The 14,851-nt window shown below is 71.7% G+C and carries 17 protein-coding genes; 7 read left to right on the forward strand and 10 right to left on the reverse strand.

Annotation, left to right across the window (positions count from 1 at the left end):
• Nucleotides 1–2: 2 nt before the first annotated feature.
• Nucleotides 3–1,670, reverse strand: a complete 1,668-nt coding sequence (gene ctaD, locus BJY14_RS07490; RefSeq protein ID WP_179842940.1) for an aa3-type cytochrome oxidase subunit I — start codon at nucleotides 1,668–1,670, stop codon at nucleotides 3–5.
• Nucleotides 1,667–2,494, reverse strand: coding sequence for an aa3-type cytochrome oxidase subunit II (gene ctaC / locus BJY14_RS07495; protein WP_446678444.1), 828 nt, complete (start codon nucleotides 2,492–2,494; stop codon nucleotides 1,667–1,669). The genes ctaD and ctaC overlap by 4 nt, the downstream gene beginning before the upstream one ends.
• Before the next feature lie 127 nt (nucleotides 2,495–2,621).
• Between ctaC and BJY14_RS07500 the strand changes: the two genes are divergently transcribed.
• Together BJY14_RS07500 and BJY14_RS07505 are read left to right on the forward strand one after the other, a co-directional pair.
• Nucleotides 2,622–3,800, forward strand: a complete 1,179-nt coding sequence (locus BJY14_RS07500; RefSeq protein ID WP_179842942.1) for a cysteine desulfurase family protein — start codon at nucleotides 2,622–2,624, stop codon at nucleotides 3,798–3,800.
• Nucleotides 3,797–4,105 carry a sulfurtransferase TusA family protein gene (locus tag BJY14_RS07505; protein ID WP_179842943.1) on the forward strand — a complete coding sequence of 103 codons (309 nt, stop codon included), beginning with the start codon at nucleotides 3,797–3,799 and terminating at the stop codon, nucleotides 4,103–4,105. Before BJY14_RS07500 ends, BJY14_RS07505 begins: the two co-directional genes overlap by 4 nt.
• A 259-nt stretch (nucleotides 4,106–4,364) precedes the next feature.
• Here the strand turns inward: BJY14_RS07505 and BJY14_RS07510 are convergent, their stop codons facing one another.
• Both BJY14_RS07510 and BJY14_RS07515 read right to left on the reverse strand, forming a co-directional pair.
• A complete protein-coding gene (locus BJY14_RS07510; protein WP_179849233.1) occupies nucleotides 4,365–5,351 on the reverse strand; it encodes a carbohydrate kinase family protein in 987 nt (328 codons plus the stop codon).
• 205 nt (nucleotides 5,352–5,556) lie between these two features.
• Nucleotides 5,557–5,919 (reverse strand): HesB/IscA family protein, encoded by a 363-nt coding sequence (locus BJY14_RS07515; protein ID WP_026405700.1) that lies wholly within the window; start codon nucleotides 5,917–5,919, stop codon nucleotides 5,557–5,559.
• Nucleotides 5,920–6,154: 235 nt separating this feature from the next.
• On the opposite strand from BJY14_RS07515, the gene nadA reads away from it, so the two are divergent.
• Nucleotides 6,155–7,309, forward strand: a complete 1,155-nt coding sequence (gene nadA, locus BJY14_RS07520) for a quinolinate synthase NadA (protein WP_179842944.1) — start codon at nucleotides 6,155–6,157, stop codon at nucleotides 7,307–7,309.
• Between the two features lie 30 nt (nucleotides 7,310–7,339).
• Here the strand turns inward: nadA and pspAB are convergent, their stop codons facing one another.
• From pspAB to BJY14_RS07540, 4 genes are all read right to left on the reverse strand, one after another.
• Nucleotides 7,340–7,909 (reverse strand): PspA-associated protein PspAB, encoded by a 570-nt coding sequence (gene pspAB, locus BJY14_RS07525; protein ID WP_179842945.1) that lies wholly within the window; start codon nucleotides 7,907–7,909, stop codon nucleotides 7,340–7,342.
• Between the two features lie 3 nt (nucleotides 7,910–7,912).
• Nucleotides 7,913–8,830, reverse strand: coding sequence for a zinc metalloprotease HtpX (gene htpX, locus BJY14_RS07530; RefSeq protein WP_179842946.1), 918 nt, complete (start codon nucleotides 8,828–8,830; stop codon nucleotides 7,913–7,915).
• Nucleotides 8,831–8,957: 127 nt separating this feature from the next.
• Nucleotides 8,958–9,236: a PspA-associated protein PspAA gene (gene pspAA, locus BJY14_RS07535; protein ID WP_179842947.1), complete on the reverse strand. Its 279-nt coding sequence runs from the start codon at nucleotides 9,234–9,236 to the stop codon at nucleotides 8,958–8,960.
• Nucleotides 9,233–10,039: a PspA/IM30 family protein gene (locus BJY14_RS07540; RefSeq protein WP_179842948.1), complete on the reverse strand. Its 807-nt coding sequence runs from the start codon at nucleotides 10,037–10,039 to the stop codon at nucleotides 9,233–9,235. The genes pspAA and BJY14_RS07540 overlap by 4 nt, the downstream gene beginning before the upstream one ends.
• Before the next feature lie 133 nt (nucleotides 10,040–10,172).
• Here BJY14_RS07540 and BJY14_RS07545 point away from each other — a divergent pair, with 133 nt between their 5' ends.
• Nucleotides 10,173–10,748, forward strand: coding sequence for a DUF3043 domain-containing protein (locus BJY14_RS07545; protein WP_258938843.1), 576 nt, complete (start codon nucleotides 10,173–10,175; stop codon nucleotides 10,746–10,748).
• Between the two features lie 117 nt (nucleotides 10,749–10,865).
• On the forward strand, nucleotides 10,866–11,867 hold the full coding sequence (locus BJY14_RS07550; RefSeq protein ID WP_179842950.1) for an aldo/keto reductase family protein: 1,002 nt from the start codon (nucleotides 10,866–10,868) through the stop codon (nucleotides 11,865–11,867).
• 63 nt (nucleotides 11,868–11,930) lie between these two features.
• Here BJY14_RS07550 and BJY14_RS07555 read toward each other — a convergent pair whose 3' ends face one another.
• Together BJY14_RS07555 and BJY14_RS47160 are read right to left on the reverse strand one after the other, a co-directional pair.
• On the reverse strand, nucleotides 11,931–12,128 hold the full coding sequence (locus BJY14_RS07555) for a hypothetical protein (protein WP_179842951.1): 198 nt from the start codon (nucleotides 12,126–12,128) through the stop codon (nucleotides 11,931–11,933).
• A 37-nt stretch (nucleotides 12,129–12,165) separates the two neighbouring features.
• Nucleotides 12,166–13,047: a DsbA family protein gene (locus BJY14_RS47160; RefSeq protein WP_179842952.1), complete on the reverse strand. Its 882-nt coding sequence runs from the start codon at nucleotides 13,045–13,047 to the stop codon at nucleotides 12,166–12,168.
• Nucleotides 13,048–13,113: 66 nt separating this feature from the next.
• On the opposite strand from BJY14_RS47160, the gene BJY14_RS07565 reads away from it, so the two are divergent.
• Together BJY14_RS07565 and BJY14_RS07570 are read left to right on the forward strand one after the other, a co-directional pair.
• The gene (locus BJY14_RS07565; protein WP_179842953.1) at nucleotides 13,114–14,058 is read left to right on the forward strand and encodes a bifunctional adenosylcobinamide kinase/adenosylcobinamide-phosphate guanylyltransferase; all 945 of its coding nucleotides are present in this window, start codon (nucleotides 13,114–13,116) and stop codon (nucleotides 14,056–14,058) included.
• The gene (locus BJY14_RS07570) at nucleotides 14,055–14,834 is read left to right on the forward strand and encodes an adenosylcobinamide-GDP ribazoletransferase (protein ID WP_312879052.1); all 780 of its coding nucleotides are present in this window, start codon (nucleotides 14,055–14,057) and stop codon (nucleotides 14,832–14,834) included. Before BJY14_RS07565 ends, BJY14_RS07570 begins: the two co-directional genes overlap by 4 nt.
• Nucleotides 14,835–14,851 lie beyond the last annotated feature (17 nt).

Raw genomic sequence — 14,851 nt, forward strand, 5'->3', positions numbered from 1 at the left:
GGCTACTCCCCCTTCGCCCCGGCCAGCTCGCCCTTGGCACCCACGTGCGGGTGGTGCAGGTCGAACGCCGGCCGCTCGGAACGGATCTTCGGGATCGAGTTGAAGTTGTGCCGCGGCGGCGGGCAGGACGTCGCCCACTCCAGCGAGTTGGAGTAGCCCCACGGGTCGTCGACCTCGACGCGCGTGCCCCGCTTCCACGTGATGTAGAGGTTGTAGAAGAACGGCAGCATCGAGGCACCGAGGATGAACGAGAAGATGCTGGAGATCTCGTTCAGCCCGTGGAACTCGCTCGGGTAGTCGGCGTACCGGCGCGGCATGCCCGCGGCGCCCAGCCAGTGCTGGAGCAGGAACGTGCCGTGGAAGCCGATGAACAGCAGCCAGAAGTGGATCTTCCCGAGGGTGTCGTTCAGCATCTTGCCGGTGAACTTCGGCCACCAGAAGTAGAAGCCGGCGAACATCGCGAACACCACGGTGCCGAACACCACGTAGTGGAAGTGCGCCACGACGAAGTAGGAGTCCGACAGCTGGAAGTCCATCGGCGGCGACGCCAGGATGACGCCGGTGAGCCCGCCGAACAGGAACGTCACGAGGAAGCCCAGCGACCACAGCATCGGCGACTCGAACGTCAATTGTCCTCGCCAGATGGTCCCCACCCAGTTGAAGAACTTCACCCCCGTGGGAACGGCGATGAGGAACGTCATGAAGGAGAAGAACGGCAGCAGCACCTGGCCGGTGACGAACATGTGGTGCGCCCACACGGTGATGGACAGGCCCGCGATGGTGATGGTCGCGAAGACCAGGCCGATGTAGCCGAAGACGGGCTTGCGGCTGAACACCGGGAGGATCTCGGTCACGATGCCGAAGAACGGCAAGGCGATGATGTAGACCTCCGGATGCCCGAAGAACCAGAACAGGTGCTGCCACAGCAGCGCCCCGCCGTGCGCGGCGTCGAAGATGTGCGCGCCGAGCTTGCGGTCGGCCTCCAGCGCCAGCAGCGCGGCGGCGAGGACCGGGAACGCCAGCAGCACGAGGATCGAGGTGAGCAGCGCGTTCCAGGTGAAGATCGGCATCCGGAACATCGTCATGCCCGGCGCCCGCATGCACAGGATCGTGGTGATGAAGTTGACCGCGCCCATGATGGTGCCGAAGCCCGACATCGCCAGGCCCATCACCCACATGTCGCCGCCGACGCCCGGCGAGCGGACCGCGTCCGACAGCGGGGCGTAGGCGAACCAGCCGAAGCTGGCGGCGCCGCCCGGGGTCAGGAAGCCCGCGATGACGATCAGGCTGCCGAACAGGAACAGCCAGTACGCCAGCATGTTCAGCCGGGGGAACGCCACGTCGGGCGCGCCGATCTGCAGCGGCATGATGACGTTGGTGAAGCCCGCGAACAGCGGCGTCGCGAACATCAGCAGCATGATCGTGCCGTGCATGGTGAACAGCTGGTTGTACTGCTCGTTGCTGACGAACTGCAGGCCCGGCTCGAACAGCTCCATACGGATCAGCAGCGCGAGCACGCCGCCGAACAGGAACATCACGAACGAGGTGATCAGGTAGAGGTAGCCGATCACCTTGTGGTCGGTGGACGACATCCAGGACGCGATGATGCGCCCCTTGCTCGTCCGCGGCGCGGCGATCGGCGCGCTCGGTGCGTGACTCGTCGCGGTCACTTGGCACCTCCCGCGGCCAGTGCTTGCTTCGAATCGGCGATGAACTTCTGGTACTGGTCCGGCGTCACGACCTTGAGCTGGAACAGCATCCGGCTGTGGTCGACCCCGCAGAGCTCGGCGCAGCGGCCCTCATAGGTGCCGAGCTTGTTCGCCGTGAACTCGAACTCGTTGGTGTAGCCCGGCATGACGTCCTTCTTGTAGATCAGTGCCGGCACCCAGAACGAGTGGATGACGTCGTTGGCGTGCAGGCGCACCCGCACCGTCTTGCCCGAGGGGATCGTCATCACCGGCTTGGCGGCGGCGGGCCCGTTCGGGGCGACGGGCTGGCCGACGACGGAGGCGACCGTCCTCTCCTTGCCCGCGGCGTCCTTCTCCTTGTAGTCGAACTGCCAGCTCCACTGGAAACCGATCACGTCGACGACCACCGCGGGATTCTTGGTGGTCTTCTCGACGAAGTTCTCGTCCCTGGCGGTGAAGTAGAACAGGACCGCGATGATGACGAACGGGACCGCCGTGTAGAGGATCTCGATCGGCATGTTGTAGCGGACCTGCGGCGGCAGGTCGTTGGAGCGCTTGCGGTGGAACAGCACCGCCCAGATGATCAGGCCCCAGACCACGGCCCCGACCGCGAACGCCGCGATCCAGGAGCCCTGCCAGAGCTTCAGCATGCGCTCGCCCTGGACGCTGATCGGCTCGGGCATGCCCAGGCGGCTGCCGCTGCACGCGGTCGCGGAGAGCGCCAGCAGCCCTAGCGCGCCGGCGCTTTTCAATGCGCGGCGACTGCGCACAGGCGTACGCCGCTCCCTAGAGCGGGTCGGACTCACGGAATGCCTTCCCCACGGATGAAAGCCCGGTCGGCCGGGCGGAGAGATCGGTGTTTACACGTGTGGTGGACACCCTAGCGCGAGGGTCGCGCGAACCCCCGATCGGGTGCCCGGTTAGTGTTCTCACGTGGCAGGATCGAGCACTCCGGGCGGCTACTTCGACGCCGCGTCCACCGAGCCTCCGCACCCGGCGGCGCGAGCCGCCCTGCTGGAGGCGCTGGACGCGGCCTGGGCCGACCCCGCCCGGCTCTACGGGGCGGCCCGCGGCACCCGGATGCTGCTCGACCGGGCGCGCGCGCGTGTCGCCGGCGTCCTGGGCGCCCGTGCCGACGAGGTGTCGTTCACCTCGTCGGGCACCCAGGCGGTGCACCTGGCGGTCCTCGGGGGGCTCCAGGCGCGCCGGCGCACCGGGCGGCACCTGGTGGCGAGCGCCGTCGAGCACTCCAGCGTCCTGCACGCCGCCGAGCTGCACGAGCGCGACGGCGGCGAGGTCACCCTCGTCGGCGTCGACCGGGCCGGCCGCGTCGACGCCGCCGAGTTCGCCGCGGCGCTGCGGCCCGACACCGCGCTGGCCTGCCTGCAGTCGGCCAACCACGAGGTCGGCACCCTCCAGCCCGTCGAGGAGGTCGCGCAGGCCTGCCGCGCGGCCGGCGTGCCGCTGTTCGTCGACGCGGCGCAGTCCCTCGGGCGGGCCGAGGTCCCCGGCGGGTGGTCCTACCTCGCCGGCAGCGCCCACAAGTGGGGCGGCCCGGCCGGCGTCGGCGTGCTCGCCGTCCGCAAGGGCACCCGGTGGCGCTCGCCGCTGCCGGCCGACGAGCGCGAGGCGCGCCGGGTCCCGGGGTTCGAGAACGTCCCCGCCATCGCCGCGGCCGCGGCCGCGCTGGTGGCCTACCGCGCCGACATGGCGGCGGACGCGCCGCGCGTCTCCGCTCTGGTGGACCGCATCCGGACGGAGGTACCGCAGACCGTCCCCGACGTCGAGGTGATCGGCGACCCGGTCCGCAGGCTCCCCCACCTGGTGACGTTCTCCTGCCTGTACGTGGAGGGCGAGGCGCTGCTGACCGAACTCGACCGGCTGGGTTTCGCCGTTTCCTCCGGCAGCTCCTGCACGGCGGATACGCTGCGTCCGAGCCATGTGCTGGAGGCGATGGGAGTGATTACGCATGGGAACGTGCGGGTATCGCTGCCGCGAGGCGTCGGTTCGGAGGACGTCGGCCGCTTCCTCGCCGCGCTCCCCGATGCCGTCGCCCGCCTCCGCCGGACGACGATGAACACCTTCGAGACAGGGAGGCGGTCGCGCCCATGAGGTTCCGAGGCCGTGCCAGGACCGGCGCACCGCCCGTCGACGCGGCGCCGCCCCCCGCGGAGCCGGAGGGCCCGCCGCCCGTGCTCGTCATCGACGCGCTCGGCCGCAAGTGCCCCATCCCGATCATCATGCTGGCCGAGCGGATCCGGGAGGTCCCGGTCGGGCAGGTCGTGGCCGTCCTCGCCGACGACGCCGCCGCCCGCACCGACATCCCCGCCTGGTGCCGCATGAAGTCCCAGGACTTCGTCCGCGAGGAGACGCTCCAGCAGGGCGGCTGGGGCTTCCACATCCGCCGCACCTACTAGGCGGTATTTCAAAGCCCCGGCCCACTTCGCTCGCCTTGCGGCCCGCTACGTGACCGTGCCTGGGCGAACGCGGCATCGCTTCGCGATCCGCCCGGCTCCGCTCGCCTCCGGCCTCGCTCCACCGGCCAGCTCACGCGTTCGCGCGCGAGGTCGAGGCCACTTCGAGACCGGCCCTAGTCGCGAGCGCCGGGGACAGGGAGAAGGCCGCGCCGGTCCGGCGCGGCCTTCTCCGTGCGCCCGTGTCACGGGTGCGCGGGCTCTACGGGGTCGGGCAGGTGACGTGGGGCTCGATCTCGGCCGCGGCGTCGGCGCCGTAGGCGGCCGCGAACCGGTCGAGGAACGCGCGGCGGCCGAGCGTGTACTCCTGAGGCCCGGCGGCTTCGAGAGCGTGCGCGGCGATGGCGTTGCCGACCTGGGCGGCGCGTTCGAGCGGCAGCCCCCAGGCGGTCGCCGACAGGAAGCCGGCACGGAACGCGTCGCCGACGCCGGTCGGGTCGACGACCGAGTCGACCTGGACGCAGGGGACGTGCACGCCCTCCTCGCCCTGGCGGTCGATGACGACGCCCTTGGCGCCGAGGGTGGTGACGCGGACGCCGACGCGGGAGAGGATCTCCTCCCCCGACCAGCCCGTCTTCTCCTCGGCCAGGGCCTTCTCGTACTCGTTGCTGAACAGGTAGGCGGCGCCGTCGATGAGGCGGCGGACGTCGGCGCCGTCCATCCGGGCGAGCTGCTGGGAGGGGTCGGCGGCGAACGGGATGCCGCGGTCGCGGCACTCGTCGGTGTGCCGCAGCATCGCCTCCGGGTCGTTCGGGCTGACGACGACGAGGTCGAGGCCGCCGACGCGGTCGGCCACGGGCCGCAGCTCGATGGAGCGGGCCTCGCTCATCGCGCCGGCGTAGAACGTGGCGATCTGGTTCTGGTCCTGGTCGGTGGTGCACAGGAACCGCGCCGTGTGGTGGATCTCGGACACGTGCACCGAGGCGGTGTCGACCGTGTGCCGTTCGAGCCAGGAGCGGTAGTCGGCGAAGTCGTCGCCGACGGAGCCGACGAGGATGGACTCCTTGCCGAGGCTGCCCATGCCGAAGCAGATGTTGGCGGCGATGCCGCCGCGGCGGATCTCCAGCTCGTCCACCAGGAAGGACAGCGACACCCGGTCGAGCTGGTCGGGCAGGAGCTGGTCGGTGAACCTTCCGGGGAAGGTCATCAGATGGTCGGTCGCAATGGAACCGGTCACGGCGATGCGCACGGCGTCGCTCTCCTCGTCGTGGTCGTCCGGCTGTTTCACCGGCTGTTCGAACCCGTCAGGCTACTCACCATCGCACCACAGATCGCCGCCGCACGACACTTCGCCGCGATACCGCCGGGCAGCCTTGAGGGGCGGGCCGGACCCGTGGGTCCGGCCCGCCCCTCCGGGCCGTGCGCTCGACCGGCGCCGGCGTGCTCGCCGCGCGTCAGTTGAAGGAGTCGCCGCAGGCGCAGGAACCCGACGCGTTCGGGTTGTCGATCGTGAAGCCCTGCTTCTCGATCGAGTCGACGAAGTCGATGGTGGCGCCCGTGAGGTAGGGCGCGCTCATCCGGTCGACGCGCACCGACAGGCCGTCGAAGTCCTGGATCTGGTCCCCGTCCATCTCCCGCTCGTCGAAGAAGAGCTGGTAGATCAGGCCGGAGCAGCCGCCCGGCTGCACGGCGACACGCAGCGCAAGGTCATCGCGGCCCTCCTGCTCAAGCAGGCCCTTGGCCTTCTCGGCGGCGGCGTCGGTGAGGACGACGCCCTGCTGCGTGGTCTCCTGCGTGGTCTCGCCTGAAACCGTCATGTGTTCAGCTCCCGGGTCTCGCTGCGCCGCGCTAGCGGCGGACTGTCGCTTGTCCTCGAAGACGTCTATGCCTCTTCCCGTAGGACAACGTACCTCGCTACATGGCCATTCCGCTTATCGGCGGTCTTTAACGCCCCGGACGGGTGCGGTCTACGTCACACCGCCGATCCCCCGTTGGATATGCCATCATTAGTCGTCAAAGCGACGATAAGTCCCGTCGCGAAGGGAGACCGCCGTGACCACCCCAGTGCGCGACCTACCGCTGCTCCTGCTCGGCAGCGGCGCCGACCCCGCGAGCGAGCGCGGCGTGGACTGCCCCGGCGAATTGCCGGCGGCGTCCGACCCCGCCCTCGTCGAGCGGGCCCGCGCCGCCAAGGCGGCGCTCGGCGACCGCGTGTTCGTGCTCGGCCACCACTACCAGCGCGACGAGGTCATCCGGTTCGCGGACGTGACCGGCGACTCGTTCAAGCTGGCCCAGCAGGCCGCCGCCCGCCCCGAGGCGCCCTACATCGTGTTCTGCGGCGTCCACTTCATGGCCGAGTCGGCCGACATCCTCACCGCCGCCCACCAGCGGGTGATCCTCCCCGACCTCGGCGCGGGCTGCTCGATGGCCGACATGGCGACCTTCGACCAGGTCGAGGAGTGCTGGGACGTCCTGGAGGACGCCGGGATCGCCGACGACGTCGTCCCCGTCACCTACATGAACTCCTCGGCCGACATCAAGGGCTTCGTCGGGCGGCACGGCGGCGTGGTCTGCACCTCGTCCAACGCCAGGCGCGCCCTCGACTGGGCCTACGGCAAGGGCAAGAAGGTCCTCTTCCTGCCCGACCAGCACCTCGGCCGCAACACGGCCGTGCTGGAGATGGGCCTCTCGCTGGACGACTGCGTCGTCTACAGCCCGCACCGCCGCGAGGGCGGTCTCACGCACCGGCAGTTGCGGGACGCCAAGATGATCCTCTGGCGGGGCCACTGCTCGGTGCACGGCCGGTTCAGCAAGGAGTCGGTGGACGACGTCCGCGCGCGGGTGCCGGGGGTGAACGTCCTCGTCCACCCCGAGTGCCGGCACGAGGTCGTCACGGCCGCCGACCGGATCGGCTCGACCGAGTACATCATCAAGGCGATCGAGGCCGCCGAGCCCGGGTCGTCCTGGGCCGTCGGGACGGAGCTGAACCTCGTGCGGCGGCTGGCGAACGCCCACCCGGACAAGAACGTCATGTTCCTCGACAAGACCGTCTGCTACTGCTCGACGATGAACCGGATCGACCTGCCGCACCTGGTGCTGTCGCTGGAGACGCTGGCCGCCGGGAAGGTCGAGAACGTCATCGAGGTGGACGAGGAGACCGCGCACTACGCCCGCGTGGCCCTCGACCAGATGCTCGCCCTGCCCTGACCGGGCGCGGGCGGGTGCCGCAGGAGGGGATCAGAGGCCGGGGGCGCCCCAGACGGGGAACCACCGGCCGAGGTCCTGCTCGAACCGCAGGTCCGCGCCGATCGCCCCCCGCACCTGGAGTTCGAGCGCGTTGTCGCGCTTGTCTCCGGGGAGCGGGGCGAACGGGTAGAACGTTCCGCGCTTGTAGAGGTAGACGAGCGCGAGGGGACGGCCGTCGGGCCCTCTGAAGCCGGCCAGGGAGCACAGCAGGTGCGGGCCGAACCCGCCCGCCTCCAGCGTCGCGTTCACCGCGTGCAGGTCGGTGACGAGGTCGGGCAGCTGGTCCGGCCGCTGCTCGGCGAGCAGCCACGTGTAGCCGTAGCCGTCGGTGCTGATCTGGACCTTGGGCCCCTCGTCGGCGTCCAGGAGCTCCTGGACGTCGCTCTGGAGCCGCGCGAACGCGCCGCCCTCGGCCGCGCGGAAGCACACCGAGCCGAGCCCGGTCGGGGTGAAGCCCGTCGCCGCCTCCAGGGTGACGGCCGCCGTCGACAGCCCGAAGATCTGGTCGAGGTCGGGTTTGGCCGGCTTGGACCGGCCGAGCAGGGTGTCCAGGAACCCCACGGATCACACTCCCCTGCTGAGCTGGTCGGAGATCTTCGACAGCTGCGCGAGCCGCCGGTCCAGCGACGGGTGGGTGGAGAACAGCGCGGAGACGCTGACCCCCCTGCCGAGCGCCGGGGTGAAGAAGAACGCGTTGAACGCCTGCGAGGACCGCAGGTCCTCGGTCGGGATCCGCGCGATCTCGCCGCTGACCTTCGTCAGCGCGCTGGCCAGGGCGGAGGGGCGGCCGGTCAGCAGCGCGGCGGCGCGGTCGGCCGACAGCTCGCGGTAGCGCGACAGGGCCCGGGTGAGCAGGAAGCTGACCGCGTAGGCGAGCGCGCTCGCCGCGACCACCGCCAGCAGGATCAGCCCGGTGTTCTGGTCGTTGCTGCGGCGCCCGAACCCGCCCCACAGGCCCCACTGGAGCCCGAACCGGGTGATCAGGCCCGCGAGGATGCCGAGGAACGAGGCGATCGTCATGACCGCGACGTCCTTGTGCGCGACGTGCGCCATCTCGTGCGCGAGCACGCCCTCCAGTTCGACCGGGTCGAGCCGGCGCAGCAGGCCCGTGGTCACGCAGACGACGGCCTTCTTCTGGTTGCGGCCGGTGGCGAAGGCGTTCGGCACGTCGGTGTCGGCGATCGCGACCCGCGGCTTCGGCGCGTCCGACATCGCGCAGATGCGGTCGATGACGCCGTGCAGTTCGGGCGCCTCCTGCGGGGAGACGACCCGGCCGTGCATGGCGAACAGCGTCATCCGGTCGGAGAAGAAGTACTGGGCGATGAGGAACAGCACCGCGAAGACCAGCGCGACGCCGGCCCACTTCGGCACAAAGACGAAAAAAGCCCCCACGAAGACGACGTACACCAGCCCCAGCAGGAACATCGTCACGAGCATCCGCGATGTCAGCCCCCGGTCGGAGGCGTAACGCGTCCTGGCCATCCGGCCACCCCCAGTCCTTGCTCCTCTTCACTTGTACGAACGCACAGGCCACGGGTTTTGTGCCCGGATGTCCATAACGTGCCCCGGGCCCCCGCGCGTCGCCCGGGGACGGCCCGAGGACGCGCCGTCAGTCCGGGATGAGGCCCTCGTCCCCCAGCATGGAGCGCACCTCGTCGATGTGCGCGTCAGCCGGGGGCAGGATCAGCTCGGACGGCTCCAGGCTGTCGGCCGGCAGCGCCTTGCCCACCTTGCGGACGTTGTCCAGCAGGGCGTGCAGCGCGGCACGGAACGCCGTCTCGTCGCCCGACTCGATCGCCGCCTCCAGCTCGGCGTCGAGCGCGTTGAGCGAGGACAGGTCCTCCTCGGCCACGTCCAGCTGGCCCTCGCCCATCAGGCGGACGATCACTGGGCACCCCCGGGGTTCTGCGGCCACGGGGCCTGCTGGGGGGTGTCCTGCTGCTGGTGCGGCGCGGCGGTCGGCGAGCCCTGGTTCAGCTCCTTGGGCGCGGGGCCCTGGCCGAGTTCGGCCTTGAGGCGCTCCAGCTCCATGTCGACGCCGGGGCCGGAGCCCATCCGGTCGAGCTCGGCCTGGATGTCGTCCTTGGGACCGGAGAAGTCCTCCAGGGCGCCGGAGGCCAGCAGCTCGTCGATCGCGCCGGCACGGGCCTTCATCGTGTCGGTCTTCTCCTCGGCGCGCTGGATCGCCAGGCCGACGTCGCCCATCTCCTCGGAGATGCCGGAGAACGCCTCGTTGATCTTGGTCTGCGCCTCGGCGGCCGTGTAGGTCGCCTTGATCGTCTCCTTGCGGGTGCGGAAGGAGTCGACCTTGGCCTGCAGCCGCTGGGAGGCGAGCGTGAGCTTCTCCTCCTCGCCCTGCAGCTGCTGGTACTGCCCGCGGAGGTCGCCCAGCTGGCTCTCCAGGCCGGACCGCCGGGTCAGCGCCTCGCGGGCCAGATCCTCGCGGCCCACCTGCAGCGCCTTCTTGCCCTGGTCGGTCAGCTTGCTCTGCTGCTGTTCGAGCTGGTTGATCTGCAGCTCGAGACGCTTGCGCGAGGTGGCGACGTCGGCGACCCCGCGACGGACCTTCTGCAGCATCTCCAGCTGGCGCTGGTAGGAGTAATCGAGGGTCTCCCGAGGGTCTTCCATCCGGTCCAGGGCCTTGTTCGCCTTGGACTTGAAGATCATCGACATTCGCTTCATCACGCTCATCGCGCGGCGCCGGTCCCTTCGTGCTGTCGCCTCAGTCGTGAACTGGGCTCAATGACCACTGCTGGGGTTCTTATCACCCTACGCGTTAACGCGCGAGGCAGCCACGATGTTCGCAGCCGGTAGGCTGATCCCTGTGTTCAAGCGTCGTACCCCGGAGGCCCCGCCGGATCCTCCTCAGGTAGTAAAGCCCGGCGGCAAGGGCCGTCCCACGCCCAAGCGGAGCGAGGCCGAGAAGCGCCGCCGGCAGCCGATCACGGCTCCGGCGACCCGCAAGGAGGCCTACAAGAAGGTGCGGGAGCGGCAGGCCACCGAGCGGGCCAGGGCCCGCCAGGGCATGGCCAAGGGCGACGAGAAGCACTTGCTCAAGCGGGATCGGGGCCCGGTGCGCCGGATGGCCCGCGACTACGTCGACTCGCGCCGCACGGTCGGCTCCTACCTGATGTACGCGATGTTCGCGATCGTGCTGCTCAGCCTGCTGCCGATCCCGGCGGCCCGGCTGCTGGTCCTGTTCGCGCCGCCGGTGCTGCTCGTCGTGGTGTTCGCGGAGGGCTTCCTGCTGAGCCGCGGCATCAAGCGGCTGGCCGCCGAGCGCTTCCCCGGCGAGGACGCCAAGGGCGTCGGCATGTACGCCGCGATGCGCGCGATGCAGATCCGCCGGCTGCGGATCCCGAACCCGCAGGTGCGCCTCGGCGAGAAGGACAAGGTCTGACAAGGACCGTGCCCCGAAGGGCCGGAACCTGAGGGCCGTGCCCTCGTGTCGGTCGCGGTGTCCGGCGGAAGCGTCCGCCGCGCGTCGCACGATCGACGCGGGGCTAGGGTCGGGGCCATGGAGTTCCGAAACCTGGGCCGGAGCGGTCTGAAGATCAGCGAGATCGCGTACGGCAACTGGCTCACCCACGGTTCGCAGGTCGAGGAGGACGCGGCGCGCGCCTGCGTGCGGGCCGCCCTCGACGAGGGCGTGACCACGTTCGACACCGCCGACGTCTACGCCGGCACGCGCGCCGAGACGGTCCTCGGCCGGGCCCTGAAGGGGCAGCGCCGCGAGGGGCTGGAGATCTTCACCAAGGTCTACTGGCCGACGGGTCCCGGGGTGAACGACCGGGGCCTGTCCCGCAAGCACGTCTTCGAGTCGATCCACGGCTCCCTGCGCCGCCTCGGGACCGACTACGTGGACCTCTACCAGGCCCACCGGTTCGACTACGAGACCCCGCTGGAGGAGACCCTGCGGGCCTTCGACGACCTCGTCCGGCAGGGCAAGGTCCTGTACGTCGGGGTGTCGGAGTGGCGGGCCGAGGAGATCGAGCGCGCCCTGAAGATCGCCGACGAGATGGGCTTCGACCGGATCGTCTCCAGCCAGCCGCAGTACTCGATGCTGTGGCGGGTCATCGAGGAGGAGGTCGTCCCGCTCTGCGAGCGCGAGGGCGTCGGCCAGATCGTCTGGTCGCCGATCGCGCAGGGGGTCCTGACCGGCAAGTACAAGCCGGGGCAGCCCCTGCCCGAGGGGTCGCGCGCCACCGACGACAAGGGCGGCGCCGACATGATCAAGCGCTACCTGGACGACGACCTGCTGACCCGCGTGCAGAACCTGCGGCCGGTCGCCGACGACCTCGGCCTGTCGATGGCGCAGCTCGCGATCGCCTGGACGCTGCAGAACCCGAACGTCTCGGCGGCGATCGTGGGCGCGTCCCGCCCCGAGCAGGTCGCCGACAACGTGAAGGCGGCCGGGGTGAAGCTGGACGCCGGCGTGATGGAGCGGATCGACGAGATCCTCGGCGGGACCGTCATCCGCGACCCGGCCAAGACCGTCAGCCCGCGCAGGCGCCCCTGAGCCCGGCGAGCGCCCGGGGGCCGCGGAGCTCGGCGCTGCGCGGCCCCCGCTCTTGCCGGCCGGTCACTCCGGGTCGTGCAGGCTCATCGCGTACACGACGGTGTCGCCGTCCAGCAGGGTCACCTTGTCGACGTCCTCGGTGCGCAGCCCCCGCCAGTTCTCCCCCAGCCAGCTCTCCGCGTCCGCCTGGGTGGAGAAGGTCTCCTCCGACATGCCGATCGTCCGCCCGTCGGCCTTCTCCAGCCGCCAGCTCCACGCCATAGCCCTCGACCTCCCTCGTCGCGGTGAGACTAGCCGGTCAGGCGGCGGCCTCTATCGCGCGGCGCAGCGCGTCGGGGCTCTCGGTGTCGGACTGGGCGAGCGTCCGCCCGTTGACCCGCACGCTCGGCGTCCCCTGGATCCCGGACGAAACGTAGCCCTGGCTGACGGTCTTCACGCTGGCGGCGTGACGCTGGCTCTTCACGCACGACGTGAAATCGTCGCTCGTGAGCCCCAGCGGCTCCGCGTAGGAGAGCAGGTCCCGGGTCAGGTAGCCGGTGGCGCTCTCGTTCGGGGGCTGATGCGCGTAGAGGGCGTCCTGGTAGGACAGCCAGTGGGCGCCGTCGGTGACGCAGCGCAGAGCCGCCGCGGCCCGCAGCGAGTTGTCGTGGGCCGGCTGCGTGGCCTCACCGAAGATCAGCATCGGGTGGAAGACGACCTTGGCGCGGCCCTCGACGGCCAGCTGCTTGAGCATCGGGTCGTGCCTGCGGTCGAAGGCGCCGCAGGGCGGGCAGGCGAAGTCCTCGTAGATGTCGACGACCGGGGCGGTGACGCCCGGCCGGGCCATGGTGAGGCTCCCGTCCGCGAGGGGCGTGGCCTCCGCACCACCGGCGATCTTGCCGACCGTCAGCTGCTGCGCGCCGCCGTCTCCCTCGTCGTCGCCTCCCCGGACGAGGAGGACGACGACCGCCGCCACCACCAGTACCAGGACGAGCCCGCCCCCGACCAGCGCGATCACCAGGCCGCCGCCGCGGCGCCCGGGCGGGGGCGCTGGGGGCATGCCGTGCGGCGGCCGCCATCCGGGACCCGGAGGCGGACCCGGTGCGGGCCCGCCCGGCGGGACGGGGGGCGGGCCGTAGGGCGGCTGCTGCCCGCCCCGGCCCGGTTGCGGTGGCCAGGGCGCGTTCGGGGGGTTGCCCACCGGAACTCCTCCAGAGGGGGCGTCGTGATCCTTCCAGCCGAGGGTAACCGTAGAGTTCGCGGCGGGATGGACATCGAGCTTCGCGGCGTCGCCGCCGCACAGGGCTGGCCCGCTCCGGGGTGCCGGTGCGCGTCGTGCGGCCGGCTGCGCGCGGCGGGAGTGCGGCACGAGCCGTTCGCCGCCGCGATCGACGGCGTCGCGCTGGAGGACCTGCCGCGCACGGAGGTCCCCGGCGGGTACGAGGTCCTCGCGCCCGGCGGAGGGCGCGCGCTGGTGGCGGCGGGCCCGGGGGCCAGGCCCGAGCCGTCCGCGGGTGTCGAGTACGGGGCCGTGCTCCTGGACATGGCCGGGTCCCCGGACCATCTGGGATACCTGCGCCACACCGGTGCCGTGACGCCGCTGACGCAGGTCGTGGCCGTTCACGTCGACCACCGCTTGCCCTCGCCGTCCGAGCTGGAGCGGCGCACGGACTTCTGGAAGCGCTCCGAGCAGGGCCCGTTCCGGACGCTGCTCCTCGGCGGGAGCAGGTCGGGCAAGTCGGCCGAGGCAGAGCTGCGCCTGGCCGCGTGCTCGGACGTCCTCTACATCGCGACGGGCCCCCTCCGGGACGACGACCCCGAATGGGCGGAACGCGTCGCCGCGCACCGGCTGCGCCGTCCGGCATGGTGGCGCACCACCGAGACGACCGAGCTCGCCGGCGCACTCGCTTCGGCCAGCGGCCCGGTGCTGGTGGACGGCGTCGGCACCTGGCTCGCGGCCGCGATGTCCGAGACGGACGCCTGGGAGGAGCCGTCGCGGGTGCTGCCGCTCGTGGACGGCCTCGTCGCCGCCTGGCGGGGCACGGCGGCGCGGGTGGTCGCGGTGAGCGACGAGGTCGGGCTGTCGCTGGTGCCGACCACCGTGTCCGGGCGCGCGTTCCGCGACGTCCTCGGCCAGGTCAACCAGCGGCTCGCGGCCGAGTCGGAGGAGGCGGCGCTGGTGGTCGCGGGCCGCGTCATGGAACTCCGGTGACCGTCAGGAACGTCCCGATGCCCGACGGCCTGCGGCTGGCGGTCACGCTGCTCACCGTCGTCCCGCTGGGCACCGGCCGGGTCGACCGGGGCACCGCGCGCTCGGCGATGCTGCTCGCCCCCGCCGTCGGCCTGATCCCGGGCGGGGCCGCCGCGCTGGTCCTGCTGGCGGGCGGCCCTCTCGGCCTGTCCGGCCTGCTCACGGCGGCGCTCGCGGTGGCCGCCTCGGCCGCTGTCACCCGCGCCCTGCATCTGGACGGTCTCGCCGACCTCGCCGACGGCCTCGGGAGCGGGCGCCCCGCCGCCGGGGCCCTGGAGATCATGAAGCGGTCCGACATCGGCCCGTTCGGCGTCGTCACGCTGCTGCTGACGCTGCTGGTCCAGGTCGCCGCCCTGGCGTCGGCGCCGCATCCCGCCCTCGCCGCGATCACCGCGGCGGTCACCGGCCGGCTGGCGCTCGCCTGGGCCTGCCGCACGGGCGTGCCGTCCGCGCGGCCCGGCGGCCTCGGCGCGCTGGTCGCGGGCACCGTGCCGGCGCGCGCGGCGGTCGCCGCCACGGCCGCCGTGCTGGCCGCCGCGGCGGCCGCGGGCCTGGCCGCCGGTGGCACCGGCGGCGCCCTGCACGGCGCGGCGGCGGTGGCCGCCGGGACCGGCGCGGCCCTGGCGGTGCTCCGCCGCGCCGTCCGCCGCCTCGGCGGCGTGACCGGCGACGTGTTCGGCTCCCTCGTCGAGGTCGCCGCGACGGCCGCGCTGGTCGCCCTCGCGGCGCTGCCCTGAGGGCGCGGCGGCCGCCG

Origin of the sequence: Actinomadura luteofluorescens (genome assembly GCF_013409365.1) — a bacterium.
Classification (GTDB): domain Bacteria; phylum Actinomycetota; class Actinomycetes; order Streptosporangiales; family Streptosporangiaceae; genus Spirillospora; species Spirillospora luteofluorescens.

Bases quoted from the DNA above. Each gene is read 5' to 3' on its own strand.
- BJY14_RS07505 (WP_179842943.1), top strand. From the start codon at position 3,797: ATGAGGTTCCGAGGCCGTGCCAGGACCGGCGCACCGCCCGTCGACGCG.
- BJY14_RS07515 (WP_026405700.1), bottom strand. From the start codon at position 5,919: ATGACGGTTTCAGGCGAGACCACGCAGGAGACCACGCAGCAGGGCGTC.
- htpX (WP_179842946.1), bottom strand. From the start codon at position 8,830: ATGGCCAGGACGCGTTACGCCTCCGACCGGGGGCTGACATCGCGGATG.
- BJY14_RS07540 (WP_179842948.1), bottom strand. From the start codon at position 10,039: ATGAGCGTGATGAAGCGAATGTCGATGATCTTCAAGTCCAAGGCGAAC.
- BJY14_RS07550 (WP_179842950.1), top strand. From the start codon at position 10,866: ATGGAGTTCCGAAACCTGGGCCGGAGCGGTCTGAAGATCAGCGAGATC.
- BJY14_RS07555 (WP_179842951.1), bottom strand. From the start codon at position 12,128: ATGGCGTGGAGCTGGCGGCTGGAGAAGGCCGACGGGCGGACGATCGGC.
- BJY14_RS07565 (WP_179842953.1), top strand. From the start codon at position 13,114: ATGGACATCGAGCTTCGCGGCGTCGCCGCCGCACAGGGCTGGCCCGCT.